The sequence below is a fragment of the Sphingomonas sp. Mn802worker genome (assembly GCF_000382485.1).
Taxonomy (GTDB): domain Bacteria; phylum Pseudomonadota; class Alphaproteobacteria; order Sphingomonadales; family Sphingomonadaceae; genus Sphingomonas.
This window is the reverse complement of record NZ_AORY01000017.1, coordinates 61,870-85,558: the sequence shown is the minus strand read 5'-3', so window position 1 is coordinate 85,558 and position 23,689 is coordinate 61,870. Positions and strand designations below refer to the sequence as shown.

Sequence of the window (23,689 nt, the reverse complement as noted above, 5' to 3'; positions counted from 1 at the left end):
CGATGCCGCTGTCGCCGCCGGTCACGATCGCCTTGCGGTCGTTCAACCGCCCGTAGCCGACATAGCTGTCCTCGCCATGGTCGGGCCGCGGGTCCATCTTCTCGGTGTGGCCAGGCACCTGCTGCTGCTGTTCGGGAAAGGGCGGTTCGGGGTGAAAGGTCATGCGTGGGCTCCTGCATATGCCGACGCACAAAGAACCGGGTAGGCGATGCGTTCCCGCACGAGGTCAGGCGACCACGGTACCCTCGCCCAGCCGCGCCGCCACCATCGCGCGGATGTCGACGCGCGCCTTCAACCGTGCCGCCAGCAGCGCGGTGCCGCTAATCTTGCGCTGCACGAACAACGTGTCGATCGGCGGCAAATGCCAGGTCGAGCGATCGCGCGCCATGTCGACGGCCTGCTCGCGAACCACGCCGACGAAGGCGCGGTCGCCGAAGTCGAACACGCCGGGCTGGTTGAGCTCGGACAGGATCACGTCGATCATCCGGTCGACCAGCGCGCGATGCGCCGTCGCCGCCGCCCCGCCCATGAAGCCCGCCGCAACCGCCGCCTCACGCACGGCATCGCGGTCGCCCGACAACCCGGCGGCGAGCAGCCGGCGATACCCCGCGCTCGTTTCTGCCGGCACGCCGCGCGCCGCACCAAAATCGAGCAGCACCAAACGGCCAGTGTCGGGCTGCCAGCGATAATTGGCAAAGTTGGGATCGGTCTGCATCAATCCCCAGTCGAACAGCTCGCGCAGCACGAGCGCAATCAGCCGCGCCATCGCGGCGTCGCGCACCTCCTGGTCACCGTCCTCCAGCATCTCGATCGGAACGCCCGCAACGAAATCCATTGCCAGCACGCGTTCGGTCGTCAGCGACGGTTCGAGCCGTGGCACCACGAACCCGTCCTCCCCGGCTAGTAATTCGCCGTAGCGCGCCAGCATCCCGCCCTCGCGGCGGTAATCCGCTTCCTCGTGCAACTGCCGCTTGGCCTCTTCCAGCAGCGGGCGGATATCGAGTTCGCGCGGCAGCAGCCCCGACACGCGCAGCAGCGTCGCGACGTTGTCGACATCGGCGTCGATGCTCTCCTTGACGCCGGGATATTGCACCTTGATGGCCAGTTCGCGCCCGTCCGGCAGGCGCGCGCGGTGGACCTGCCCGATCGAGGCGGCGGCGATCGGGTGCGCCTGGAAGTGCGCGAAGCGGCGGCGCCAGCCCTGACCCCATTCACGCGCCAGCACCGTGTCCAGCTGCCTGGGCGGCATGTGGTGCGCATTGTCGCGCAACCGCGCCAAAATCTGCGTCAGTTCGGGCGGCAGCATGTCGCCCGCGTCCATCGACACCATCTGCCCCAGCTTCATCGCCGCGCCGCGCAGATTGGCGAGCTGATCGGCGACGCGCGTCGCATTGGCGGGGGTGAGCAACAGGTCGCCCATCCGTGGTCGCTCGCCGCTCGCCAGCCGCCGCGCGCCCTCTGCGACGACGCCGCCCGCGACCCCGCCTGCCAGCCGTCCGAACGCGCCCAGTCGCGCGACGCGCCCGCTCGGCACCGCACGGCCGCCGCCCGTCATCCGATCATCGTCACTCACGCCGGCACTCCTTTGCGCGCTCAACGCCGACGGTCGACGAAGGGTGCGCGCCAGCCGCCAATCAGGGCGCGTCGGCGAGCGGAGCGAGTCAACAGCGGCGCTTGGATCCTGACGGCAGGTAATCGCGCGTGTCGGCGACGTTGAACGTGCCGGACTCGCTCGCATAGGCGCGCAGCAGCGGCGCGTGGCCGGCACCGAAGATCACCACTGTCCGGTCACCCGGCCGCCCCGCAAGGTGCGCCAGATTGGCGTAGATCTTCAGGTTGCGCGCGTGCCACTGGCCGACCCAGTTGGCTCCGGGATTGTCGCGCGCATCGCCGAAGCGCGCGATGGTGTAATAAGGCGTCTCGTTAAGCCGTGTGTAGTTCGGATCTGCATAATAGCGCAGCCAGTCACCGATCGACGTGCAACGCTGCCGTGCACCGGTCGCATCGGCCTGCGCCTGGGCTTGCCGCTCGAACGCGGTCCACTCGGCTGCGCGGCCGTGCGTCTTCATCCAGCCAACGAAGTCGTAATCGGCATCCTTGCCCGGCCCGTCGCCAACGAAATCGACTGCATCGACGCGCGGCAGGTTGAGCTTGGCCGCAAGCCTCAACCCGAGCTGGTCACGCTCATCGGCCGTCAGCTTGTAACGTCCGGCGCGGTATTCGGCATAACGCTTGTCGAGTTTTGCCTGATCGACGGCGTTCCACTCTACAGCGACGTGGTTGGGGCGAAAACGCGCCAAGCGGTCAACCACCGCTTCGATCTCGCGCTGGCGATCGGGCGTCAGAATATTCTCGACCCGAACATTGGCGATGTCGGCACCAGGATTGTCGAAATGCCCTGATCCGAGCACCAGCAGCGCGGCTCGATTGCCGGAGAAGGACACGCCCTGTGCCACCGCCACACCGGCAGCAAGGCCGATACCGAGCGCCAGCAAACCTGCGCCAATTGTCTTGTTCTTCATTTCCGCACTCCCCGCCGTCACGACCTTGGTACACGGCAGGGAGAATGCTTCAACCTGTGACGCGCACGCGTCAGCGGCGCGGCGGGACGCCTACGCGCGAGGCCTTGTGACGATCGTACGCCTTCTTGCCGAGATAGGCCGCACTCGCCGCCATGCCGAGCGGCCCCATGCGCGACACGCCGCGCGTCAGCAATGCGCCGATCACCGCGCCCTTCATGCCGCCATCACGGTTGCGCTCGCTGATCTCACGCCCGACCAGCGCACCCAAAATCGTCCTCAACATCAAACCGCCTCCTTAATCCGGTCGCTCAACACCGCGACGCCTTTCAATACACCCCACCCGATCGCGTAGGTGACCGCGATCGGCAGGACCACTTTCAGCACATTGGCGGCGACCGCTCCGATCAGCGCACCGTCAGCTGCGCTGTCATCGCCAGACATGCCGTCGATCGCGCCGCCGATCAGGGCCCCGATGGTTGTTGCACCCATGAAATGATCCTCCTGCCGCACTCAATGACCGGCGCTGCGCCCGGTTCCGCTACCGCCCGATCATCGTTTCGGGCCGCACGACACGGTCGAACGTCTCGGCATCAACCAGCCCGAGCGCCAGTCCCGCCTCGCGCAGCGTCAGCCCCTCGGCATGCGCGTGCTTGGCGATCTTGGCGGCATTGTCGTAGCCGATCTCGGGCGCGAGCGCGGTGACGAGCATCAGCGAGCGATCGAGCAGTTCTGCGATGCGCGCCTCATTGGGCACGATCCCGACGACGCAGCGCTCTTCGAACGCGGGCATGGCCGTAGCCAGCAAATCCATCGATCGCAGCACGTTGCTGCCGATCAGCGGCTTGAACACGTTGAGCTCGAGATGCCCCTGCATGCCCCCAACGGTGACCGCGACATGGTTGCCCATCACTTGCGCCGCCACCATCGTCAGCATCTCGCACTGCGTGGGATTGACCTTGCCGGGCATGATCGAGCTGCCGGGCTCGTTCGCAGGCAGGTCGATCTCGGCCAGACCCGAGCGCGGGCCGGAGGCGAGCAGGCGAATGTCATTGGCGATCTTGGTCAAGGCGACCGCCAGCGTGTTGAGCGCGCCCGACAGCTGCACCAGCGCGTCGTTGCTCGCCAGCGCCTCGAACTTGTTGTCGGCGGGCACGAAGCGGACGCCGGTCAGCGCCGCGATCTCGGTCGCCACGTCGCGGTCGAACTTCGCCGGCGCGTTCAGGCCCGTACCCACGGCGGTCCCGCCCTGCGCCAGCTTGTTGACGTCGATCAGCGCGGCATCGATCCGCGCGCGACACGCGGCGAGTTGCGCGGCGTAACCGGAAAACTCCTGTCCCAGCGTCAGCGGCGTCGCGTCCTGCAGATGCGTGCGCCCGATCTTGACCAGATCGTCCCACGCGCGCGCCTTGGCGTCGATCGCATCGTGAAGGCTGGTCAGCGCGGGCAGCAGCTCCGCCCCCGCCTTGATCGAGGCCGCGACGTGGAGCGCGGTCGGAAAACTGTCGTTTGACGACTGCCCACGGTTTACATCGTCGTTGGGGTGAACCGGCACCTTGCCGCCGCGCGTGCCGCCAAGCGCCTCGTTGGCGCGACCGGCGATCACCTCGTTGACGTTCATGTTCGACTGCGTGCCCGACCCCGTCTGCCAGATGACGAGCGGGAACTGGTTGTCGAGCCGGCCGTCGATCACCTCGCGCGCCGCCGCCTCGATCGCGTCGGCCTTCTCCGCCGCCAACCCATGACGCTTGTTGACCCGCGCTGCGGCAAGTTTGACACAAGCGAGCGCACGGACGATCTCGATCGGCATCCGCTCGCGCGCGCCGAAGGGAAAGTTCTCCAGGCTACGCTCGGTCTGCGCGCCCCAGTAAGCGTCGGCGGGAACCTCGATTGGTCCGATCGAGTCGGTTTCGGTGCGTGTGTCGGCCATGCGCGTTCAAGCGCGTGGATGCGCAAGTCGTTGCACGCGTGCGCGGGACAACCGCACACGACCCGCCTCACTTCTTGCGCTTGAAATCCACCGCGACGACGTTGCTGCCGTCCTGCTGCTCCGCGGTCGGCGTGCCGTCGTTCTCGGCCGGATCGTGCCCGCCCGGACCGTCGCCCGGCCCCTCCTGTGCCTGGAAGCGAAGCTCGAAATTGACCGCGGGATCGTGGAAGCCGGTGATCGCCGAATAAGGGATCACCAGCTTCGACGGCACCTGGTTGAACGACAGACCGACCGAGAAGCGCTGGTCGTCGACCAGCAAATCCCAAAAGCGGTTCTGCAGCACGATCGTCATCTCGTCGGGGAAACGCTCGATCAGGCGCTGCGGGATGTCGACACCCGGCGCCTGCGTCTTGAACGTGATGTAGAAATGGTGCTCGCCGGGCAGCCCGCCGGTTTCCGCCACGGTGTTGAGCACGCGGCCCACCACCGCGCGCAGGGCTTCCTGGACGATCTCGTCATAGGGGATCAGGCTGTCGGGCATGTCGCTCATCGCGGCGCATGGGTAGCGCCGTGGCTGGCCCGGTCAAGAGCGTGCGCGGCCGCGAACTTGCCTGGCGCGGCGGCTGCGCTAAGGAGCGGACCCATGCGGACCGCGACCATCAAGCGCTCGACCAGCGAGACCAGCATCGAGGTTTCCGTCAACCTCGACGGCACCGGCGTCTATCATGTCGTAACCGGCGTCGGCTTCTTCGATCACATGCTCGAGCAGCTGTCGCGCCACTCGCTGATCGACCTCGATGTGAAGACTGAGGGCGACCTGCACATCGACGCGCACCATACGGTCGAGGATACCGCGCTGGCGCTCGGCGCCGCAGTCGCGCAGGCGCTCGGCGACAAGCGCGGCATCCGACGCTATGGCGACGCACTGTCGCCGATGGACGAGGTGCTGACGCGCGTGTCGCTCGACATCTCCGGCCGCCCGTGGCTGGTGTGGCGCGCGCCTTTCGGGCAGGCGACGCTCGGCACGATGGACACCGAATTGTTCGAGCATTTCTTCCACTCATTCGCGCAGACCGCCGGCATCACGCTCCACGTCGAACTGCTCCACGGCCACAACAACCACCACATCGCCGAAAGCGCGTTCAAGGGTCTGGCGCGCGCGCTGCGCACCGCGACCGAGATCGACCCGCGCAAGGCGGACGCGATCCCGTCGACCAAGGGGGTGTTGTGAGGGGGCGTGCTGTGAGCGCTCGCCCATGACGCTCGCGCTGATCGATTACGGCGCGGGCAACCTCCACTCGGTCGAGAACGCGCTGCGCGCCGCAGGCTGCACCGACCTCCTCGTTACTTCCGACGCCGACACGGTTGCGCGCGCCGACCGCATCGTGCTGCCCGGTGTCGGTGCGTTCGGATCGTGCGCGCAGGCGCTGCGCGCTGTGCCCGGCATGGTCGAGGCGCTGGAGCAGCGCGTCCGGCGCGAGGGTGCACCGTTCCTCGGCATCTGCGTCGGCATGCAGTTGATGGCCGACGCGGGCGAGGAACTCGGCAGCCACGAAGGGCTTGGCTGGATCTCCGGGCGCGTGCGGCTGATCGACGTCGCGGGCAGCGACGCCAAGGTGCCGCACATGGGGTGGAACGACGTCGTGCCGACACGCCCCCACCCGCTGATCGTGCCAGGCGAGGCGTATTTCCTCCACAGCTTCGCGTTACAAGGCGACGACTCAGACGTGATCGCCACCACCGACCATGCCGGCCCCGTCACCGCCGCGGTCGCGCGCGACAACATGGTCGGCGTGCAATTCCACCCCGAGAAGAGCCAGCGCTACGGCCTGGCCCTCCTCGACCGTTTCCTGAAGTGGCGTCCATGAGCTTGATCGTCTTCCCCGCCATCGACCTCAAGGCCGGTCAGGTCGTCCGCCTGGCCGAAGGCGACATGGCGCGCGCCACCGTCTACGGCGACGATCCTGCCGCGCAGGCGACGAAGTTCGCCGACGCCGGTGCCGGCCACCTCCACGTCGTCGACCTCGACGGGGCGTTCGCAGGAAAGAGCGTCAACGGCGACGCGGTGCGCCAGATCGTGTCGGCCTTCCCCGGCCACGTCCAACTCGGCGGCGGCATCCGTACGCCCGAGGCGGTCGCGGCGTGGTTCGACCTGGGCGTCGCACGCGTCGTGATCGGCACCGCCGCGCTCGAGAACCCCGATTTCGTCCGCGACATGGCGCGCGACTATCCCGGCGGCATCGTCGTCGCGGTCGACGCCCGGGACGGCATGGTCGCGACCAAGGGCTGGGCCGACGTGTCGACCGTCTCGACCACCGACCTCGCACGCCGGTTCGAGGACGCGGGCGTCGCGGCCGTCCTCTTCACCGATGTCGGGCGCGACGGGATGCTCAAGGGCTGCAACGTCGAGGCGACGGTCGACCTCGCCCGCGCGGTCGACATCCCCGTCATCGCTTCCGGCGGCGTGAAGGGCATCAGCGACATCCACGTCCTCGCACTCCATGCGCGCGACGGCGTCGAAGGCGTCATCACCGGTCGCGCGCTCTACGACGGCCGCCTCGACCTCGCCGCCGCCTTGAGCGTCGCCGCCGCAGCATGACCGTTCGCGCGCGCGTCATCCCCTGCCTCGACGTGGCGAACGGGCGCGTCGTGAAGGGGGTCAACTTCGTCGATCTGATCGACGCGGGCGATCCGGTCGAGCAGGCACGCGCCTATGACGCGGCGGGCGCGGACGAGCTCTGCTTCCTCGACATCACCGCCAGCCACGAGGCGCGCGGCACGATCCTCGACGTGGTACGCCGCACCGCCGCGGTCTGCTTCATGCCGCTGACGGTTGGCGGCGGGGTGCGCACCGCGGAGGACGCACGCGCGCTGCTGCTGGCGGGCGCGGACAAGGTCGCGGTCAATTCCGCCGCTGTGTCGCGGCCCGAGGTGGTCGCCGACATCGCCGAGCGGTTCGGCGCGCAATGTTGCGTCGCCAGCATCGACGCGCGCCGGGTCGAGGGCGGCTGGGAGGTGTTCACCCACGGCGGTCGCCACGCGACCGGCATCGACGCGGTCGCGCACGCGCTCCGCCTCGCCGAACTGGGCGCGGGCGAGCTGCTTGTCACCTCGATGGACCGCGACGGCACGCGCGGCGGCTACGACCTCGATCTGGTGCGCGCGATCGCCGACCGCACCAGCGTGCCCGTGGTCGCCTCGGGCGGGGTCGGCACGCTGGACGACCTAGTCGCGGGTGTGACGCAAGGGCACGCCTCCGCGGTGCTCGCCGCGTCGATCTTCCACTTCGGCGAGGCGACGATCGCCGACGCGCACGCCGCGCTTGCCGCAGCAGGTGTGCCGGTGCGCCGCCACTGACGCCAACGTTTCGGTGACGTTCGCCTGCTAGAGCTCAGACGATGAACCCGCGCCAATTCCTCATGCTCCTGCTTGCTCCGTTGCTCGTCGCGGCGAACGGTCATGACGGCCAACCGCATCCGCGCACCGCGCCGGAGCTGTCCGACGTGGCGCTGTTCGTCTTCGCGGTGGTCGCGGTGTGGCTTACCCGACGCGCGCTGCGACGCCGCGCCGCGGCCCGCAAGGATTGACCGCGCGCGCGTGAAGCGGCACCGCGCGCACCATGGCCGACGACATCCTCGATCGCCTCCAGGCGACGATCGCTGAACGAAAGGGCGCCGACGCGGGCGCCTCCTACACCGCCTCGCTGTTTCATAAGGGCCGCGGGCGCATCGCGCAAAAGCTGGGCGAGGAAGCGACCGAGACGATCATCGCCGCGATGGGCGACAATCCGCACGCGATCGTGCCCGAGGCGGCCGACCTCATCTATCACCTGCTCGTCCTGCTCGCCGACGCTGGGCTCAGCCTCGGCGACGTGCGGATGGAGCTTGCCAAACGCGAGGGGCTGGGCGGGCTCGATGAAAAGGCCGCGCGCACGCCCGCCGGGCTCCCCCTCTCCTTCCGACCCTGATCCCGGAGCCGCGAACATGACCGTCGACGCCACGCAGCCTTATGACGACAACAACATCTTCGCGCGCCTGCTGCGGGGCGAAATCCCGTCGACGCGGGTGTATGAGGACGATTACGCGATCGTGTTCCGCGACATCGCACCCTGGGCGCCGACCCATCTGCTTGCGGTGCCGCGCGGGCGTTACGTCAGCTGGGACGATTTCAGCGAACACGCGTCGGACGCGGAGATCGCCGGCTTCACCCGCGCGGTCGGCAAGGTGGCGCGCGACGCCGGACTGGTGCCAAGCGGCTATCGCCTGATCGCCAACATCGGCGGCGACGCGCACGCCGAGGTGCCGCACCTCCATGTCCATATCATGGCGGGACGCGCGTTGGGGCCGATGCTGGTCGAGAACGACAGCACGCGCTAGAAGTAACAACGGCTATCAATTGGGGCCACTTGTCACCGCGGGAGAGGTCGCTAGGCTCCCCGCTTTCGCATACCCGCCGGGAGGGGGCATTTCCTTGATCTTTTTCGAACGCATGAAACCCTTGGACGCCATCCTGGCGACCGCGGAGGAGAAATCGCTCCACCGCTCGCTCGGCTGGTTCCAGCTGATGCTGTTCGGCATCGGGTGCGTCATCGGCGGCGGCATCTTCGTGCTGACCGCGGTCGGCGCGCAGAAGGCCGGACCCGGCCTGATGCTCGCCTTCGCGATCGCGGGCGCGATCTGCATCGTCGCCGCGCTCTGCTACGCCGAGATCGCGGCGATGATCCCGGTCGCGGGCAGCGCCTACACCTATAGCTACACCACCATCGGTGAGACGATCGCCTGGACCGTCGGCTGGGCGCTGATCCTCGAATATGCGGTGGCGGCGAGCGCGGTGGCGGTCAGCTGGTCGGGGTATTTCAACGGCACGATCCTGCAGCAATTCCTCGGCATCCATTTGCCTGCCTGGGCGAGCGCGGGTCCGCTGGCGCTGGGTGGCGCGCCCGGCGGCCTCGTCAATCTGCCCGCAGTGTTCATCTCGTTGCTGATGACTTGGCTGCTGATGGTCGGCACGTCGGAAAGCGCAAAGGTCAACGCGATACTGGTCGCGATCAAGGTCGTCGCGCTGGTGATCTTCTGCTCGCTCACCCTGCCTAAGATCGATACCGCGAACTACAGCCCCTTCCTGCCCGCGGGCGTGTTCGGCGGGCTCGGCACTGGCGTTGGTGCGGTTGGCGCGGCGGCGACGATCTTCTTCGCGTACGTGGGCTTCGATGCGGTCTCGACCGCGGCGGAGGAGACCAAGAACCCGCAGCGCAACGTGCCGATCGGGCTGATCGGGTCGCTGCTGATCTGCACCGTCTTCTACATCGTCGTGTCGGCCGGCGCGATCGGCGCGATCGGCGGACAGCCGGTGATGAACGCGCTGACCGGCATGCCGCTTGAGGCCGGATCGCCCGAGCTCGCGCGACAGTGCGCGCTGCCGCAGTACCGCGACGCGCTCGTCTGCTCGAACGAGGCGCTGGCGCACGTGCTGCGCGTGGTCGGCTTCGGCAAGATCGGCAACCTGCTCGGCATCGCGGCGAACATCGCGCTGCCCTCGGTCATCCTGATCCTGCTGTTCGGCCAGACGCGCATCTTCTTCGTGATGAGCCGCGACGGGCTGCTGCCCGAGGCGCTCAGCCGCGTTCACCCGAAGTGGAAGACGCCGTATATCGTCACCGCACTCACCGGCGTCGCGGTCGCGATCGCGGCGGCGTTCCTTCCCGTCGGCCAGCTCGCCGATTGGGCCAATGCAGGCACGCTCTACGCCTTCATGATGGTCGCGATCAACGTGATGCTGCTGCGTCGCCAGCAACCGAACGCCAAGCGGTCGTTCCGTACGCCGGCGCTCTGGCTCGTCGGGCCGCTGACGATCGCGGGGTGCATCTTCCTGTTCGTCAACCTGCCGTGGCAGGCAATGCTGGTGTTCTTCGTCTGGGGCGCGATCGGCCTTGCGGTTTATTACGCCTACAGCCGCAAGACGAGCCATCTCGGCCGCGGCGTGGTGGTGACGCCCGACGCGGGTCACTGACACCGTCTGACCGTGCAGACAGAGGCCGGGGGGAGCGATCCTTCCGGCCTTTTCTTGGCACGGACCGTTTCATTTCACGTCGCGCGCCAATTCCCCTTCGCGCGCGCCTTCACGTGTCCTATATGGCTGACACAGACCTAGGGAGTGAGCCGAGACGATGACCCACCGTGCCGTTGCCGCCGCGCTGATGGCGCTTCCGCTTGCCGCGTGCGGGCTCAACAGCGTTCCGACCTCGGAAGAGACCGCAAAGGCGCGCTGGGCCGACGTGCAGAACGAATACCAGCGCCGCGCCGACCTGATCCCCAACCTTGTCTCGACGGTGAAGGGCTACGCCAAGCAGGAGTCGGACGTGCTCACCCGCGTGACCGAGGCTCGCGCAAACGCCGGCCGCGTCCAGCTGTCGGGCGACGACCTGAAGGATCCCGCCAAGGTGCAGCAATATGCCAGTGCGCAGAACGGCATCACCGCGGCGCTGACGCAGCTGCGCCCGTTGCAGGAGGCGTACCCGGACCTAAAGAGCAACGTCAACTTCATGGCGCTGCAATCGCAGCTTGAGGGCACCGAAAACCGCATCACGATCGCGCGGCGCGACTACAATTCGGCGGTGCAGGATTACAATACGCGCATCCGCACCTTCCCCGACGCGGTCGGTGCCAAGATCTTCTACGGCGCGAAGCCGATGGTGCCGTTCCAGGCGACCACGCCCAACGCACAGACCGCGCCGACGGTGAACTTCGGCGCCTGAGCCGCCAGTCGTGACCTTGCCTCCCGTGTCGCGGCTGATCCGCTCGATCCTCGCGCTGCTGCTGGTCGCGTTCGCGCTGCCGGCGGCGGCGCAGACGTTCCCCAAGCTGACCGGCCGCGTCGTCGATGACGCGCACCTGCTCTCGCCCGAGCAGGTGCAGCAACTGACGCAGCTGAGCGCTGGGGTCGAGCAGGCCTCGACGCGGCAGCTGGTGGTGGCGACGATCCCCGACCTGCAAGGCTATGCAATCGAGGATTACGGCTACAAGCTCGGTCGTGCCTGGGGCCTGGGACAAAAGGACGCGAACAACGGCGTGATCCTGCTCGTCGCGCCCAAGGAGCGTAAGGTCAGGATCGAGGTCGGCTACGGACTGGAACCGATCGTCACCGATGCACTGTCCAGCGTCATCATCAACCAGACGATCCTGCCGCGCTTTCGCGACGGCGACATGGCGGGCGGCATCGTCGCGGGCGCGAATGCACTCGCGGAGCAGCTGAAACTACCGCTCGAGGCTGCCGAGCAGCGTGCCAAGGCGACGGGTGCCAAGCGTACGAACGCCGGCGGCAACCGCAGCGGCCTGGTCGCGGGCTTCTGGATCATGGTGGTGCTGTTCTTCGTCGTGCCGCTGATCTTCCGCCGCGCCGGCGGCCGGCGTTTCGACGACGATGACGACGACGATCATGGCAGCGGCGGCGGTGGCGGCGGTGGCGGCGGTGGCCGGCGTCGTCGCAGCGGCTTCGTGCCGCCGGTGGTAATCTGGGGCCCGGGCTTCGGCGGCGGTTCGGGCGGCGGCTGGGGCGGCGGCGGTGGGTTCGGCGGCTTCGGCGGCGGTGGTGGCGGCTTTGGTGGTGGCGGCGGCTCGTTCGGCGGCGGCGGCGCGAGCGGGGGCTGGTAATGGCGACCTTTTCCGACACCGAACGCGACGCGATCGCCGCGGCAGTCACCGCCGCGGAGGCGGGCACCGACGGCGAGATCGTGACGATCGTCGCGCGGCAGTCAGACGCCTATCACGATGTCGCGCTCCATTACGCGCTCGCCGCCGTGCTGGCGGTCACCGCGCTCGGCGCGATCAGGCCCGACTGGCTCACCCCGTTCGACAACGGGTGGGAACATGAGCCGAGCATCCACGGCCTGCTGTTCACGCTGTTGATCGCCCAGACATTCGCGTTCCTCGCCGTGCGCCTGTTGCTCGCCTATCGGCCGCTGCGCCTTGCCCTCACCCCCACTGCGACCAAGGCGCGCCGCGTTCGCCGCCGCGCGCTGGAAGCGTTCCGCGTCGGCACCGAGCAGCGTACCGCAGGACACGAGGGCGTGCTGCTTTACCTTTCGCTGGATGAACATCGTGCCGAGATCGTCGCCGATGCCGCGGTTCACACCCGCGTCGCGCCCGAACGCTGGGGCAAGGCGATGGCGACGCTCGTGTCCGCGATCCGCGCCGGCCGCACCGCCGAGGGGCTCGCCGGCGCAGTCACCGCGATCGGCGCAGTGCTGGCCGAGGTGCTGCCCAAGACCGACGACAATCCCAACGAACTGCCGGACCGGGTGATCGAGCTATGAGCGTCGAGGATGCCGACAAGCCCGCCGAGGTAATGTGGGAAGGTCGCTTCATCCGCGCGGTGCGCCGCGGGCGGTGGGAATATGTCGGCCGTCGCGGCGGGATCGAGGCGGCGGTGATCTACGCCGAGACCCCTGCGGGCGAGGTGATCCTGGTCGAGCAATACCGCGTGCCGCTCGGCCGCCGCAGCCTAGAACTACCCGCCGGCCTCGTCGGCGACGATCCAGCGCACGCGGGGGCGCAAGGCGAAGGCGTGGCGAGTGCCGCCGCGCGCGAGCTGGAAGAAGAAACCGGCTACCACGCCGGACGTATCGAGGAACTCGGCTTCTTCTACGCCTCACCCGGCATGACCAGCGAGGGTTTCACGCTGGTGCGCGCGCATAACGTGGTGAAGGTCGGCGACGGCGGCGGCGACGCGCAGGAGGATATCGAGGTTATCCTCGTCCCCCGCGCCGACCTGCCCGCCTTTGTCGCCGCAAAACGCGCGGCGGGCGTCGCGATCGACGTCAAGATGCTGCTGCTGCTCGGCGACGCGCTGCTGTAGCGCGGGTCTCAGTGAAAATTGTCGGCGTAGCTCTGCAGCTTCAGCTTCTTGGTCGGGGTCGGGATCACCGTATACGCCAGCCCTTGGTCCTCGGCATAGGCGACCGCGGCGTCGCAGTTCGGGAAGCTCAGCTTCACCTGATCGCGCACGTCGCCGCTGCCGGCCCATCCGGTCAGCGGGTCGGCGCGCTTGGGCTCGGCGGGCTCGAACTCCAGCACCCAATGGTCGGTCGCGAAGCGTCCCGATTGCATGGCATTCTTCGGGCGCTGATAGATGCGGGCGTTGGGCATTGAAGAAACTCTCGCGGGCTGATGCGTTGCAGATGCTCTAGCGCGCGCCGGCGTTCCGCGCATCCGCCTTTTTGGTGCGCAACGTGGCCGTCGCCGCCGCAGGGTCATCGGGCCACGGATGCTTGGGATAGCGCCCGCGCATCTCCTTCGCCACCGCTACCCACGATCCGCGCCAGAAGCCCGGCAGGTCGCGCGTCGTCTGGATCGGGCGCCCCGCGGGCGAGGTGAGCGACAGCACCAGCGGCACGCGGCGCTCGCCCACGACCGGGTGCTCGGCCAGCCCGAACAGCGACTGGACGCGCAACGTGACGGTCGGGCCGGCTTCGGCGGCATAGTCGATCGCATGCGTGCTGCCCGCCGGCGTTGTAAATTCGGGTGGCGCGAGCCGGTCGACGTGCCGCATCCCGTCCCAACCAACCAGGTTGCGCAGCGCGTCGGTAAGCGCACCCGGCGCGATCGCGTCGAGCCGCCGACGCCCCGCGACCAGCGCAGGCAGCCAGTCGTCCAGCCGCGCCATCAGCGTTTCGTCGTCGAGCGCGACGCCAGCGAATGCGGCGCGTTGCCGCAAGGCGGCCGCGCCGTCGCCCCACGGCAGCAGCGCAACGCCGTGCGCGCGCACCCCCTCGACCAGCGCGGCCGAGATCGCCGCGGGGTCTACACGCGTGTCCGGCCCGGACGACAGCCGGATCGCGCCCAGCCGCCGCTCGCGCATCGGCTGCACGCCACCCGTGTCGGGGTCGAACGTCGCACTCCGCACCGTCTCAGTTCGGTCAGCGAACAGCGCCTCGACCTCGGCCAACGTCAGCGGCGCTGCCGACAGGATGCGCGCGCCCGCCGCGGTCCCTTGCGTCTCCGCCACCGCCAGCCACTCCCCGCGCGCGAGCGAGGCGGTCGCGTCGAGCCGGAACCCGCGCCCGCCAACCGAGACCCAGCGCTCCCCGCTCGCGTCGCGGCGGCGCGAGACGCGATCGGGAAAGCCGAGCGCCAGCGTCGCGCCGATGCTCGCCTCACCGTCCGCACGTCCGGCCGAGGTTGCCCAGCGCGCCGCGAGCTTGCGCGCGCCCTCCGCCTTTGCCCCACGCTCGCCGCGCCAGCCCCGCAGCCGTACCTCCAGGTCAGCGTCGGGGCCGCCCAGCCCGCGCTCCTGCAACAGCACCGCGATCTCGGCCGCGAGCCGCTTGTCGGGCGCGGCGAGCAGCATGTGCGCCAGCCGCGGCGCCATCGGCATCGCCGCGATCCGCCGGCCATGTGATGTCGGCCGCCCATCCTCGCCCAGCGCGCCGAGCGTGGTCAGCCGCGCGCGCGCCTCGGCAATCGCCGCCTCGGGTGGCGGATCGATCCAGCGCAGCTCGCGCGGGTCGGTGACGCCCCAGATCGCGGTGGCGAGCAGCAGCGCCGACAGGTCGGCCTCCAATATCTCGGGCGAATCGAACCGCGGCATTCCCGCGGTCGCCGCCTCCTCCCACAAACGGTACGCGACCCCCGGCCCCTGCCGCGCCGCACGACCGGCGCGCTGCGTCGCCGCCGCCTGGCTCTCGCGCTCGGTCACCAGCCGCGTCATCCCCGCCGCGCGATCGTAGCGCGGTCGCCGCGCGAGGCCGGAATCGACCACGACGCGGATGCCGTCGAGCGTCAGGCTCGTCTCCGCGATCGAGGTGGCCAGCACCAGCTTGCGTGCGCCGTCGGATTCGGCCCGAATTGCAGCACGTTGTGCGGCGGGATCGAGGCTGCCGTGAAGACGATGCAGCGTGACGCCGGGCAGATCGCCCAGCGCGGTCGCGGTGCGCTCGATCTCCGCCACGCCGGGCAAGAACGCGAGTACCCCGCCCTGTTCCTCGGCCAGCGCCTGCCGGATCACCGCCGCCATCGCCTGCTCGATCCGCTGCTCGCCCGCGCGGCCGACGTGGCGGAGCGTCAGCGGGTAGCTGCGCCCCGCGCTCTCGATCACCGGCGCACCATCCATGAGCGCCGCGAAACGCGCGCCATCGAGCGTCGCCGACATCGCCACCACGCGCAGGTCCGGGCGCAATCCCGCTTGCGCGTCGAGCGCGAGCGCCAGCCCGAAATCGCCGTCGAGGCTGCGCTCGTGCACCTCGTCGAACAGGATCGCCGATACGCCCGCGAGCTCGGGGTCGGCCTGCAACCGCGCGGTCAATATGCCCTCGGTCACGACTGTCACGCACGTCGCCGCCGACCGCTTGCTGTCGAGTCGCGTCGCGTAGCCGAAGGTGCGCCCGACGCTCTCGTCCGCCAGCGCCGCCATCCGCTCCGCCGCCGCGCGCGCGGCGAGCCGCCGCGGGGAAGTGACCAGCACCTCGCCGATGCACCAATCCTCGGCGAGCAGCGCGGGCGCGACCGCGGTCGTCTTGCCCGCACCAGGCGGCGCGACCAGCACCGCCGACGACCGCGCGCGCAAGGCGGCGAGCAGGTCGGGCAGGACCGCGTGGATCGGCAGCGCCGTCACGAGAGCAGCCCGGTCAGAGCGCCTGCCGGGCGAGCTCCTTCAGGTCCGCGATCGGACGCGCGCCGAAATGACTGATGACCTCGGCCGCGCACACCGCACCGAGCGTGAGCGACTGCTCCAGCGTCTGCCCGCGCGCCTGACCGTGCAGGAAGCCTGCGGCGAACAGGTCGCCCGCGCCGGTGGTGTCAACCACCGCATCGATCGGTTGCGCGGGCACCGTCACGCGCTCCTCGCCCGCCTGCGCCAGCGCACCGCGCTCGCTCAGCGTCACGACAACCAGCGGCACCTTGGGCGCGACCGCCGCGATCGCCGAGTCGACATCCGCCGCCTGCGTCAGGAACACGATTTCCGCCTCGTTGGCGAACAGCACGTCGATCAGCCCCTGATCGATCAACTCCTGAAACGCCGCACGGTGGCGATCGATCACGAACTCCGCCGATAGCGTAAACGCGACCTTGCGCCCGGCCTTGCGCGCGATGTCGATCGCGGCGCGCATCGCGGCGCGCGGCTCCTCCGGATTCCACAAATAGCCTTCCAGATACAGGTAGCGCGCGTCCTCGATCAGCGCAGCGTCGATCGACTCCGCCGGCAGATAGTGCGATGCGCCCAGGAACGTGTTCATCGTCCGCTGCCCGTCGGGCGTCACGAAGATCAGGCACCGCCCGGTCGTCGGCTGACCGGCACGCGGGACCACGTCGAAGCGGATGCCGGCGGCGTGGATGTCGTGCGCGAACACCTCGCCCAGCTGGTCGTCGGCGACCTGCCCGATGAAGGCGCATGCGCTGCCCAGCATCGCCATCCCCGCGATCGTGTTCGCGGCCGAGCCACCCGACACCTCCTGCCCCGGTCCCATCTTGGCATAGAGCGCGTCGGCCTCCTCGGGCGAGAACATCAGCGCCATCGCGCCCTTGGTCATGCCGTTCTCGGCGACGAACGCGTCGTCGGCGGGCGAGAGGACGTCGACGATGGCGTTGCCGATCGCGACAACATCGTAACGGGGTTCGGTCAAGAAGGTGCTCCAACAGGGCGCGGGCGTATCGGCCGGCGCGGATGCGCTCGCGGTAGCCAAGCGCTCGGCCGGTCGCAACCGTCGATGCGGCGACGCGGCCGGGCACGAATGGGTCAGGCTCGACACCTGCATCGCCCCGGTTCCGCTGTCTTCACCATCATTGGAGCGTTGACGCATCCACCACGGGCAGCGATCCTCGCGTCCATGTTCCACGCGCTGCTGCTCTCATTCGGCCAGCTCGGCGACCCCGCGATCCGGCGCGTGCTGGCCAGGTCGCTGGCGCTGACGCTCGCCATCTTTGCCGCGCTCGGTGCGGCGATCTGGTGGGGGCTCGACGGCGCGCTCGCGGGCTGGCGCTACCACGGTATGCTTGCGGGTGCGGCGGCGACGCTTGCGACGCTGCTCGCGCTGTGGCTGCTGTTCCGCGCGGTCGCGGTGCTGGTGGTGGGCCTGTTCGCCGACGATGTCGTCGCGGCGGTCGAACGCAGGCATTACCCCGAAGCGCTGGCGAGCGCCCGCGCCTTGCCACTCCACCGCTCCATGCAGATGGGTCTAGGCTCCGCCACGCGCTTCCTTCTCTTCAACCTTGTCATGGCGCCGGTGTACATCGCGCTGCTCGTCACCGGCATCGGCACGGCAGCGGCGTTCTTCGTCGTCAACGCGTGGCTGCTCGGGCGCGACCTGTCCGACATGGTGGCGAGCCGGCACCTGCCGCGTGCGGCGATGCGCGACTGGCGCAAGTCGAATGGCGGGCAGCGTTTCGTGCTGGGGCTTGCGGGCACGGGGTTGTTCGTGGTTCCGCTGGTCAACCTGCTCGCCCCCGTGCTCGGCGCGGCGATGGCGACCCATCTGTTCCACAGGACGCGACCATGATCCGCCGCTTGCTCCCGCCTACCCGCTTCGCTGTGCTCGCCCCCTTTGCCGCGCTGGCAGCCTGCGGGCCGACCGGAGTCACCCCGCCGCCCGCGCTCAGCAACGCGCCATCGCAGGCCAACCTTGCGGTGATGGGACAGGACGCCGCCGCGCTCGTTCGCATGTTCGGCAACCCCGATGCCGACGTGCGCGAAGGCACCGCGCGCAAGCTCCAGTTCGAGAGCGCAATCTGCGTCCTCGACGCGTACCTCTACCCCAAGGGCAGCGGTGACCCGCGCGTCACCTGGGTCGACGCGCGCCAGCGCGACGGCAGCCCGATCGACCGCGCCAGCTGCATCGCGGCGCTGTCGAGGCGCGAGGGCGGCAAGTAACCGCACCCGCGAAGACGGCAAGTAGCGCTTCCGGCGCACGCATCGCCGCGCTACCACGGCCAGCGAACGACGGGGGCGATGGCGTGGCAGGGGATTGGGCGGTCACCGCCGAGGGATTGGTCAAGCGTTTCGGCGAGCGCCGCGTCGTCGACGGCGTCGATCTGGCGGTGCCCGCGGGCGCGATCTACGGCGTGCTCGGCCCCAACGGCGCGGGCAAGACCACGACGCTCAGGATGCTGCTAGGCATCATCGAACCCGACGAAGGCCGCCGCACGCTGCTCGGCCACGCGCAGCCGCAGGACGCGAGCGATCACGTCGGCTATCTGCCCGAGGAGCGCGGGCTTTACCCGGCGATGAAGGCGCGCGAGGCGATCGCGTTCATGGGCGCGCTGCGCGGGCTCGACTGGCGCACGGGACGCGCGCGCGCGGGCGAGATGCTCGAGGCCGCCGGGCTCGGCCACGCCGCCGACGAAAAGATTCGCAAGCTGTCGAAGGGCATGGCGCAGCTCGTCCAGCTGCTCGGCTCGGTCGTCCACCAGCCCGACGTGCTCGTGCTCGACGAACCCTTCTCCGGGCTCGACCCCGTCAATCAGGAACGGCTGGAACGCCTGATCGTCGCCGAGCGCGATCGCGGTGCGACGATCCTGTTCTCCACCCACATCATGTCGCACGCGCAGCGTTTGTGCGATCGGCTCGCCGTGATCGCGGGCGGCAAGCGCCGCTTCGAGGGCACCGTCGAGGACGCACGCGCGCTTCTGCCGCAGCAGGTTCATTACGTGCCCAATCGTCCCGGCACCGACATCGCCGCCGCGCTCCCGGCCGATGCGACACGCAACGGCGATGGCTGGCGCTTCACGCTGCCGCCCGACGGGATCGAACGGACGCTGAAGCAGCTGATTGACGCCGGTCACGGCATCTCCGGCCTGTCGATCGAGCGGCCCGGCCTGCACGAGGTCTTCGTCCACATCGTCGGCGCGCAGGCGACGGAGTCCGCACGATGACCCGGTTCCAACGTCAACTCCGCCAGACGCTGACGATCGCGCGGCGCGACTTCATCGCCACCGTCTTCACGCCGATCTTCCTGCTGTTCCTGTTCGCGCCGCTGATCATGAGCTCGTTCGGCGCGATCGGCGGGCTGGGTGCCGCGAACGCGGCCGACGGTTCGTCCGACAAGCAGCGCATGGTGCTCGTCATGCCGCTCGACGAGGCACGGCTGGTGCGCGCGGCCGACGAGCAGTTGCGCGCCACCTTCCCGCGCGACGCGCGCCCGCCCGCGATCGTCGTCGTCGCCGATCCGGTCGACCCGCGCGGTCAGTTGCGCCGACGCGACTTCGACGTGTCCGCGGTGATGCAGGGGCCGCTTGACCGTCCCGCCATCTTCTATGCCGCGGGCAATCGCCGCGATGCACGCTATCTCGCCGCGGTCGCCGATATCGCGCTGCGCCGCCACGCCACCGGCGAGGCGCGGCTGTCGACGCCGACACTCGAACAGGTCAGCGTCTCGACCCCGTCACACGGCGGACAGAAGACCGCGGCGTTCTTCGCCGTCTTCGGCATCTTCTTTCTGACCTTGTTCCTTTCGGGGCAGGTCGTCGGCACGATGGCGGAGGAGCGCAACAACAAGGTGATCGAGGTGCTCGCCGCCGCGGTGCCGCTTGAATCGGTGTTCCTCGGCAAGCTGCTCGGCATGTTCGGCGTCGCGGTGCTCTTCGTCGCTTTCTGGGGCACGATCATCGCGCAGGTCGGGCAATTCCTCCCCGCCGATCTCGCCTCGCAGGCGGCGCAGCTCGTTCCCGCGGTCGGGATCGGCTGGTTCGCGGTCCTGTTCGTCGCATATTTCACCACCGCCTACCTGCTGCTGGGCGCGGTGTTCTTAGGGGTAGGCGCGCAGGCATCGACGATGCGCGAGATCCAGATGCTGTCGCTGCCGATCACCGTCGTACAGGTCGGCATGTTCGCGCTCTCCAGTGCTGCCGCATCGCGCCCTGGCACGTGGATCGCGACGCTGGCCGAGCTGTTCCCGCTCTCCTCCCCGTTCGCGATGGCAGCGCATGCCGCCAACCGGCCCGAGCTGTGGCCACACGCCGCGGCGCTCGCGTGGCAATTGTTGTGGGTGACGATCTTCATCACCGTCGGCGCACGACTGTTCCGCCGCGGGGTGCTCCAGTCCGCCAGCAGCAAGCCGGCGTGGAAACGGCTTTTCGCGCGCGGCTGATCGCGCCGCTATTGACAGGCGTGTCAGTTGGGTTTTCTCTTGGCTCAAATAGGAGAGAGAAGATGGCGACGCTTGCGCGAGACGCGGCATTTGCGGTCGACCCGTTCGACGTCAGCCGCCCCGAGCTGTACCGCGACGACACCTGGGGCGCACCGTTCCGCCGCCTGCGCGCCGAGGCACCGGTCCACAAGGTCGAGCATTCCGAATTCGGCCCTTACTGGTCGGTCTCGACCTACAAACCGATTGTCGAGGTCGAGTCGCTTCCCGACCTCTACTCGTCCGAGGTCGGCGGCTTCACCATCGCGCCCTTCGCACCGGAAGGGAGCGAGGTGCGCATGCCGATGTTCATCGGGCGCGACCGGCCGATTCACACCGCGCAGCGCCGCACCGTCGCCCCCGCCTTCAGCCCAAGCGAGATGGTGCGGATGACCACCGACATCCGCCGCCGCACCGCCGAGATCCTCGACGCGCTTCCCTACGGCGAGACGTTCGACTGGGTCGACCGCGTCTCGATCGAATTGACGACGCAGATGCTCGCGATCCTGTTCGACTTCCCCTGGGCCGACCGGCGCAAGCTGACCGAATGGTCCGACTGGGCGGGCGATATCGAGATCATCAAGAACGATGCGCTGCGCGAGCAGCGGCTGGCCAAGATCTACGAGATGGGCGCCTATTTCCAGGGTCTGTGGAACGCCAAGCTCAATGCCGAGCCGACCCCCGACCTCGTTAGCATGATGATCCATTCGGACGCGATGAGCCACATGGACGCGCACGAGTTCATGGGAAACCTGATCCTGCTGATCGTCGGCGGCAACGACACGACGCGCAATACGATGAGCGGCCTCGTCTACGCGCTTGACCGCTTCCCCGACCAGCGTGCGAAGCTGGAGGCCGACGCGGGCCTGATCGCCAACACCACCAGCGAGATCATCCGCTGGCAGACCCCGCTCGCGCACATGGCGCGCACCGCCACCGCCGACACCGAGCTTGCCGGACAGCGGATCGCCGCGGGCGACAAGGTCGTAATGTGGTACATTTCCGCCAATCGCGACGAGAGCGTGTTCGGCGACAATGCCGACGACTTCCAGGTCGACCGCGCCAACGCACGCCGCCATCTCGCCTTCGGTCACGGCATCCACCGCTGCGTCGGCGCACGGCTCGCCGAGTTGCAGGTGTCAATCCTGCTTGAGGAAATGGCGGCCAGGCGGATGCGCGTGAACGTGGTCGGGGAGCCCGCGCGCGTCGCCGCCTGCTTCGTCCACGGTTATCGCGCGCTGCCGGTCGAGCTGTCGCGCTATTGAGGGCTTGAGCCCCCGCCGTTTGCGGCTAGCATCGCATGCGACAAGCGGGGGCTTCGACATGGTTGGTGAGATGGCAGCGGACGTGGTGACCGGCGGGATCGTCGCGCACGCGGTCGAGCCGCGCGCGGGCGGGCACGTGGCGGCGAGTCAGTTCGAACACGGCCTGTGCCTCAACTGCGGCACCGCGCTGATCGACGCCCACTGCCACCGCTGCGGACAGGCCGGTCACGTCCACCGCACCGCCGGCGCCTTCTTCCACGACGTGCTCCACGGCGTCTTCCACTTCGAGGGCAAGGCATGGCGCACGCTGCCGATGCTCGTGCTCCATCCCGGTGCGCTGACGCGGCGCTACGTCGCGGGTGAGCGCGCGCGCTTCGTCTCACCGATCGCGCTGTTTCTATTCTCAGTGTTCCTGCTGTTCGCGATCCTAGCGCAACTGCCGATGTTCCATTTCAAGGGGGACTTCCTCAAGGGCGGAGGCGGCATCGCCACCCTGCAATCGACCGTTGCCATCGAACGCGGCAAGATCGCGCGCGATCTCCCCGACCTGCGCCGGGAACTAAGCGAGGAACATGCAGCGCCGAAACCCGATGCAGCCCGCATCGCAAAACTGGAAAAACGCATCAACGACGCGCGCACCGCGGTGAACGACCTCACCGCTGCCGAACGCGCGCTGCCCCGCGCGGCAGAGCATAGCAACTTCAACGCCGCCGGTCCGGGTTTCGAGAATTGGGTGGCGGGCAAATTGCAACATGCAAAAGAGAACCCGAAGCTGCTGCTCTACAAGCTGAAGAGCAGCGGCTACAAATACAGCTGGGCGCTGATCCCCTTGTCGCTGCCGTTTCTGTGGCTGCTGTTCCCGTTCAGCCGGCGTTTCGGCTTCTACGATCACGCGGTGTTCGCCACCTATTCGCTCACCTTCATGTCGCTGCTGACGATCGTAACCGCGCTGCTGCTGACGGCGGGTGTCTCTTCGTCGGTGGTGATCCTCGCGCTCGCCGCCGCGATGGTCCACATCTACAAGCAGTTGAAGGGCGCCTATTCGCTCAGCCGCGGCGGCGCGCTGATCCGCACGCTCGTCCTTTCCACCTTCATCTGCTGGGCGATCGTGCCCTTGTTCCTCACCGGGTTGCTCTATCTCGGGGTCGCCGACTGACGCCTGCGCAACCTGTGACGGACGTTTGCGTTACCAGACGCACCATTCACAGGGAGAATTGTACCATGCGTAAATTCCTGCTCACGCTGGCGGCCGCCGGCCTCGCCATCCCGACCGCGGCAGTCGTCGCGCCGACGCACAAGGCCGAGGCGCGCGAGTATCATGGAAAGAGCTACAAGCACCGTCGTTACCGCGGCGCGCGCCGTTGCCGCTACTCGAGCGGCACGACCGGTCTGGTCGCGGGCGGCGTCGGCGGCGCGGTGCTCGGCAACGCAGTCGGCGGCGGCCTGCTTGGCACGGTTGCCGGCGGCGCCGCAGGTGCGCTCGGCGGCCGCGCTATCGACCGTACGATCACCGCCAAGCGTCGCTGCCGCTAAGATGATGCGCCTCCCGCTCGTTCGGGCGGGGGGCAGCCATTCGGGCGATCAATGTCGATCCGCCTCGCTCGCAGCGCTGGTCACCTATTGCACCGGCGCCCCTAGCGGCAAAACCTTTTCCCGCGTCTCCGCCGCCAAGCGCTCAGAATATCTGCGGCCTATTCCGCCAATCATCGATCGCTCAGGCGATTAATATTCGCCCTGTTCCGGGCGTCGACCGCGCTCGACGCTTCTGCCCGGCTAGACATGCCCTCTGCGCATCCGCCGAAGACGAAAGATCGAGCTCGCGCGTTCCACCTTCCGCCCTACGCGACGTGGCCCCGCAACCGAT

General features: G+C 68.7%; 28 protein-coding genes and 1 pseudogene. 19 read left to right on the top strand and 10 right to left on the bottom strand.

The features are described 5' to 3' along the window. The 7 genes and pseudogenes from SMN802W_RS18600 to SMN802W_RS0115355 all read right to left on the bottom strand — a co-directional run. Positions 1-163, bottom strand: a pseudogene (locus SMN802W_RS18600) (NAD(P)-dependent oxidoreductase); the annotation flags it as partial. A gap of 63 nt (positions 164-226) precedes the next feature. Beyond that, the gene (locus SMN802W_RS0115380; RefSeq protein ID WP_019517815.1) at positions 227-1,555 is read right to left on the bottom strand and encodes an ABC1 kinase family protein; all 1,329 of its coding nucleotides are present in this window, start codon (positions 1,553-1,555) and stop codon (positions 227-229) included. Positions 1,556-1,661: 106 nt separating this feature from the next. Continuing rightward, positions 1,662-2,522 (bottom strand): DUF5694 domain-containing protein, encoded by an 861-nt coding sequence (locus SMN802W_RS0115375; RefSeq protein ID WP_156818930.1) that lies wholly within the window; start codon positions 2,520-2,522, stop codon positions 1,662-1,664. Between the two features lie 70 nt (positions 2,523-2,592). Further along, positions 2,593-2,805: a hypothetical protein gene (locus tag SMN802W_RS0115370; RefSeq protein ID WP_019517813.1), complete on the bottom strand. Its 213-nt coding sequence runs from the start codon at positions 2,803-2,805 to the stop codon at positions 2,593-2,595. Then, positions 2,805-3,032 (bottom strand): hypothetical protein, encoded by a 228-nt coding sequence (locus SMN802W_RS0115365; protein ID WP_338010612.1) that lies wholly within the window; start codon positions 3,030-3,032, stop codon positions 2,805-2,807. The genes SMN802W_RS0115370 and SMN802W_RS0115365 overlap by 1 nt, the downstream gene beginning before the upstream one ends. Before the next feature lie 28 nt (positions 3,033-3,060). After that, entirely contained in the window at positions 3,061-4,449 is a 1,389-nt protein-coding gene (gene fumC / locus SMN802W_RS0115360) for a class II fumarate hydratase (protein WP_019517811.1), read from the bottom strand. Between the two features lie 67 nt (positions 4,450-4,516). Further along, on the bottom strand, positions 4,517-4,999 hold the full coding sequence (locus SMN802W_RS0115355; RefSeq protein ID WP_019517810.1) for an SspB family protein: 483 nt from the start codon (positions 4,997-4,999) through the stop codon (positions 4,517-4,519). A 93-nt stretch (positions 5,000-5,092) separates the two neighbouring features. Between SMN802W_RS0115355 and hisB the strand changes: the two genes are divergently transcribed. From hisB to SMN802W_RS0115295, 12 genes are all read left to right on the top strand, one after another. Continuing rightward, complete coding sequence (gene hisB / locus SMN802W_RS0115350) at positions 5,093-5,680, top strand: imidazoleglycerol-phosphate dehydratase HisB (protein ID WP_019517809.1); 588 nt, start codon at positions 5,093-5,095, stop codon at positions 5,678-5,680. A 25-nt stretch (positions 5,681-5,705) separates the two neighbouring features. Continuing rightward, a complete protein-coding gene (gene hisH, locus SMN802W_RS0115345; protein WP_019517808.1) occupies positions 5,706-6,317 on the top strand; it encodes an imidazole glycerol phosphate synthase subunit HisH in 612 nt (203 codons plus the stop codon). Beyond that, on the top strand, positions 6,314-7,048 hold the full coding sequence (gene hisA / locus SMN802W_RS0115340; RefSeq protein ID WP_019517807.1) for a 1-(5-phosphoribosyl)-5-[(5-phosphoribosylamino)methylideneamino]imidazole-4-carboxamide isomerase: 735 nt from the start codon (positions 6,314-6,316) through the stop codon (positions 7,046-7,048). Before hisH ends, hisA begins: the two co-directional genes overlap by 4 nt. Beyond that, positions 7,045-7,806: an imidazole glycerol phosphate synthase subunit HisF gene (gene hisF, locus SMN802W_RS0115335; RefSeq protein WP_019517806.1), complete on the top strand. Its 762-nt coding sequence runs from the start codon at positions 7,045-7,047 to the stop codon at positions 7,804-7,806. The genes hisA and hisF overlap by 4 nt, the downstream gene beginning before the upstream one ends. Before the next feature lie 41 nt (positions 7,807-7,847). Then, positions 7,848-8,036 carry a hypothetical protein gene (locus SMN802W_RS0115330; RefSeq protein ID WP_019517805.1) on the top strand — a complete coding sequence of 63 codons (189 nt, stop codon included), beginning with the start codon at positions 7,848-7,850 and terminating at the stop codon, positions 8,034-8,036. A gap of 32 nt (positions 8,037-8,068) precedes the next feature. Then, the gene (locus SMN802W_RS0115325; RefSeq protein WP_019517804.1) at positions 8,069-8,416 is read left to right on the top strand and encodes a phosphoribosyl-ATP diphosphatase; all 348 of its coding nucleotides are present in this window, start codon (positions 8,069-8,071) and stop codon (positions 8,414-8,416) included. A 16-nt stretch (positions 8,417-8,432) separates the two neighbouring features. After that, complete coding sequence (locus tag SMN802W_RS0115320; protein ID WP_019517803.1) at positions 8,433-8,825, top strand: HIT domain-containing protein; 393 nt, start codon at positions 8,433-8,435, stop codon at positions 8,823-8,825. A gap of 112 nt (positions 8,826-8,937) precedes the next feature. Then, positions 8,938-10,458, top strand: a complete 1,521-nt coding sequence (locus SMN802W_RS0115315; protein WP_037524314.1) for an amino acid permease — start codon at positions 8,938-8,940, stop codon at positions 10,456-10,458. A 157-nt stretch (positions 10,459-10,615) separates the two neighbouring features. Next, a complete protein-coding gene (locus SMN802W_RS0115310) occupies positions 10,616-11,203 on the top strand; it encodes a LemA family protein (protein WP_019517801.1) in 588 nt (195 codons plus the stop codon). A 16-nt stretch (positions 11,204-11,219) separates the two neighbouring features. After that, positions 11,220-12,098 (top strand): TPM domain-containing protein, encoded by an 879-nt coding sequence (locus SMN802W_RS0115305; RefSeq protein ID WP_193378597.1) that lies wholly within the window; start codon positions 11,220-11,222, stop codon positions 12,096-12,098. Beyond that, positions 12,098-12,760 carry a TPM domain-containing protein gene (locus SMN802W_RS0115300; protein WP_019517799.1) on the top strand — a complete coding sequence of 221 codons (663 nt, stop codon included), beginning with the start codon at positions 12,098-12,100 and terminating at the stop codon, positions 12,758-12,760. The genes SMN802W_RS0115305 and SMN802W_RS0115300 overlap by 1 nt, the downstream gene beginning before the upstream one ends. Then, positions 12,757-13,302 carry an NUDIX hydrolase gene (locus SMN802W_RS0115295; protein WP_019517798.1) on the top strand — a complete coding sequence of 182 codons (546 nt, stop codon included), beginning with the start codon at positions 12,757-12,759 and terminating at the stop codon, positions 13,300-13,302. The genes SMN802W_RS0115300 and SMN802W_RS0115295 overlap by 4 nt, the downstream gene beginning before the upstream one ends. A gap of 8 nt (positions 13,303-13,310) precedes the next feature. Here SMN802W_RS0115295 and SMN802W_RS0115290 read toward each other — a convergent pair whose 3' ends face one another. Genes SMN802W_RS0115290 through SMN802W_RS0115280 form a run of 3 tightly spaced genes read right to left on the bottom strand, consistent with a single transcriptional unit; the run spans position 13,311 to position 17,065 of the window. Further along, the gene (locus tag SMN802W_RS0115290; protein ID WP_019517797.1) at positions 13,311-13,592 is read right to left on the bottom strand and encodes an ETC complex I subunit; all 282 of its coding nucleotides are present in this window, start codon (positions 13,590-13,592) and stop codon (positions 13,311-13,313) included. Between the two features lie 37 nt (positions 13,593-13,629). Beyond that, complete coding sequence (hrpB, locus tag SMN802W_RS0115285; protein ID WP_019517796.1) at positions 13,630-16,056, bottom strand: ATP-dependent helicase HrpB; 2,427 nt, start codon at positions 16,054-16,056, stop codon at positions 13,630-13,632. A 13-nt stretch (positions 16,057-16,069) separates the two neighbouring features. Next, entirely contained in the window at positions 16,070-17,065 is a 996-nt protein-coding gene (locus tag SMN802W_RS0115280) for an adenosine kinase (RefSeq protein ID WP_026326195.1), read from the bottom strand. 204 nt (positions 17,066-17,269) lie between these two features. Between SMN802W_RS0115280 and SMN802W_RS0115275 the strand changes: the two genes are divergently transcribed. The 7 genes from SMN802W_RS0115275 (at position 17,270) to SMN802W_RS0115245 (ending at position 23,358) form a co-directional block, all read left to right on the top strand. After that, positions 17,270-17,938: an EI24 domain-containing protein gene (locus tag SMN802W_RS0115275; RefSeq protein WP_019517794.1), complete on the top strand. Its 669-nt coding sequence runs from the start codon at positions 17,270-17,272 to the stop codon at positions 17,936-17,938. Continuing rightward, positions 17,935-18,309 (top strand): hypothetical protein, encoded by a 375-nt coding sequence (locus SMN802W_RS0115270; protein ID WP_019517793.1) that lies wholly within the window; start codon positions 17,935-17,937, stop codon positions 18,307-18,309. The genes SMN802W_RS0115275 and SMN802W_RS0115270 overlap by 4 nt, the downstream gene beginning before the upstream one ends. An 83-nt stretch (positions 18,310-18,392) precedes the next feature. After that, positions 18,393-19,310, top strand: coding sequence for an ABC transporter ATP-binding protein (locus SMN802W_RS0115265; protein WP_019517792.1), 918 nt, complete (start codon positions 18,393-18,395; stop codon positions 19,308-19,310). Continuing rightward, positions 19,307-20,524 carry an ABC transporter permease gene (locus SMN802W_RS0115260; RefSeq protein WP_019517791.1) on the top strand — a complete coding sequence of 406 codons (1,218 nt, stop codon included), beginning with the start codon at positions 19,307-19,309 and terminating at the stop codon, positions 20,522-20,524. The genes SMN802W_RS0115265 and SMN802W_RS0115260 overlap by 4 nt, the downstream gene beginning before the upstream one ends. Positions 20,525-20,586: 62 nt before the next feature. After that, positions 20,587-21,825 carry a cytochrome P450 gene (locus SMN802W_RS0115255; RefSeq protein ID WP_019517790.1) on the top strand — a complete coding sequence of 413 codons (1,239 nt, stop codon included), beginning with the start codon at positions 20,587-20,589 and terminating at the stop codon, positions 21,823-21,825. A 58-nt stretch (positions 21,826-21,883) separates the two neighbouring features. Further along, positions 21,884-22,981 carry a DUF3667 domain-containing protein gene (locus SMN802W_RS0115250; protein ID WP_019517789.1) on the top strand — a complete coding sequence of 366 codons (1,098 nt, stop codon included), beginning with the start codon at positions 21,884-21,886 and terminating at the stop codon, positions 22,979-22,981. A gap of 65 nt (positions 22,982-23,046) precedes the next feature. Then, positions 23,047-23,358, top strand: coding sequence for a hypothetical protein (locus SMN802W_RS0115245; RefSeq protein WP_019517788.1), 312 nt, complete (start codon positions 23,047-23,049; stop codon positions 23,356-23,358). Positions 23,359-23,689 lie beyond the last annotated feature (331 nt).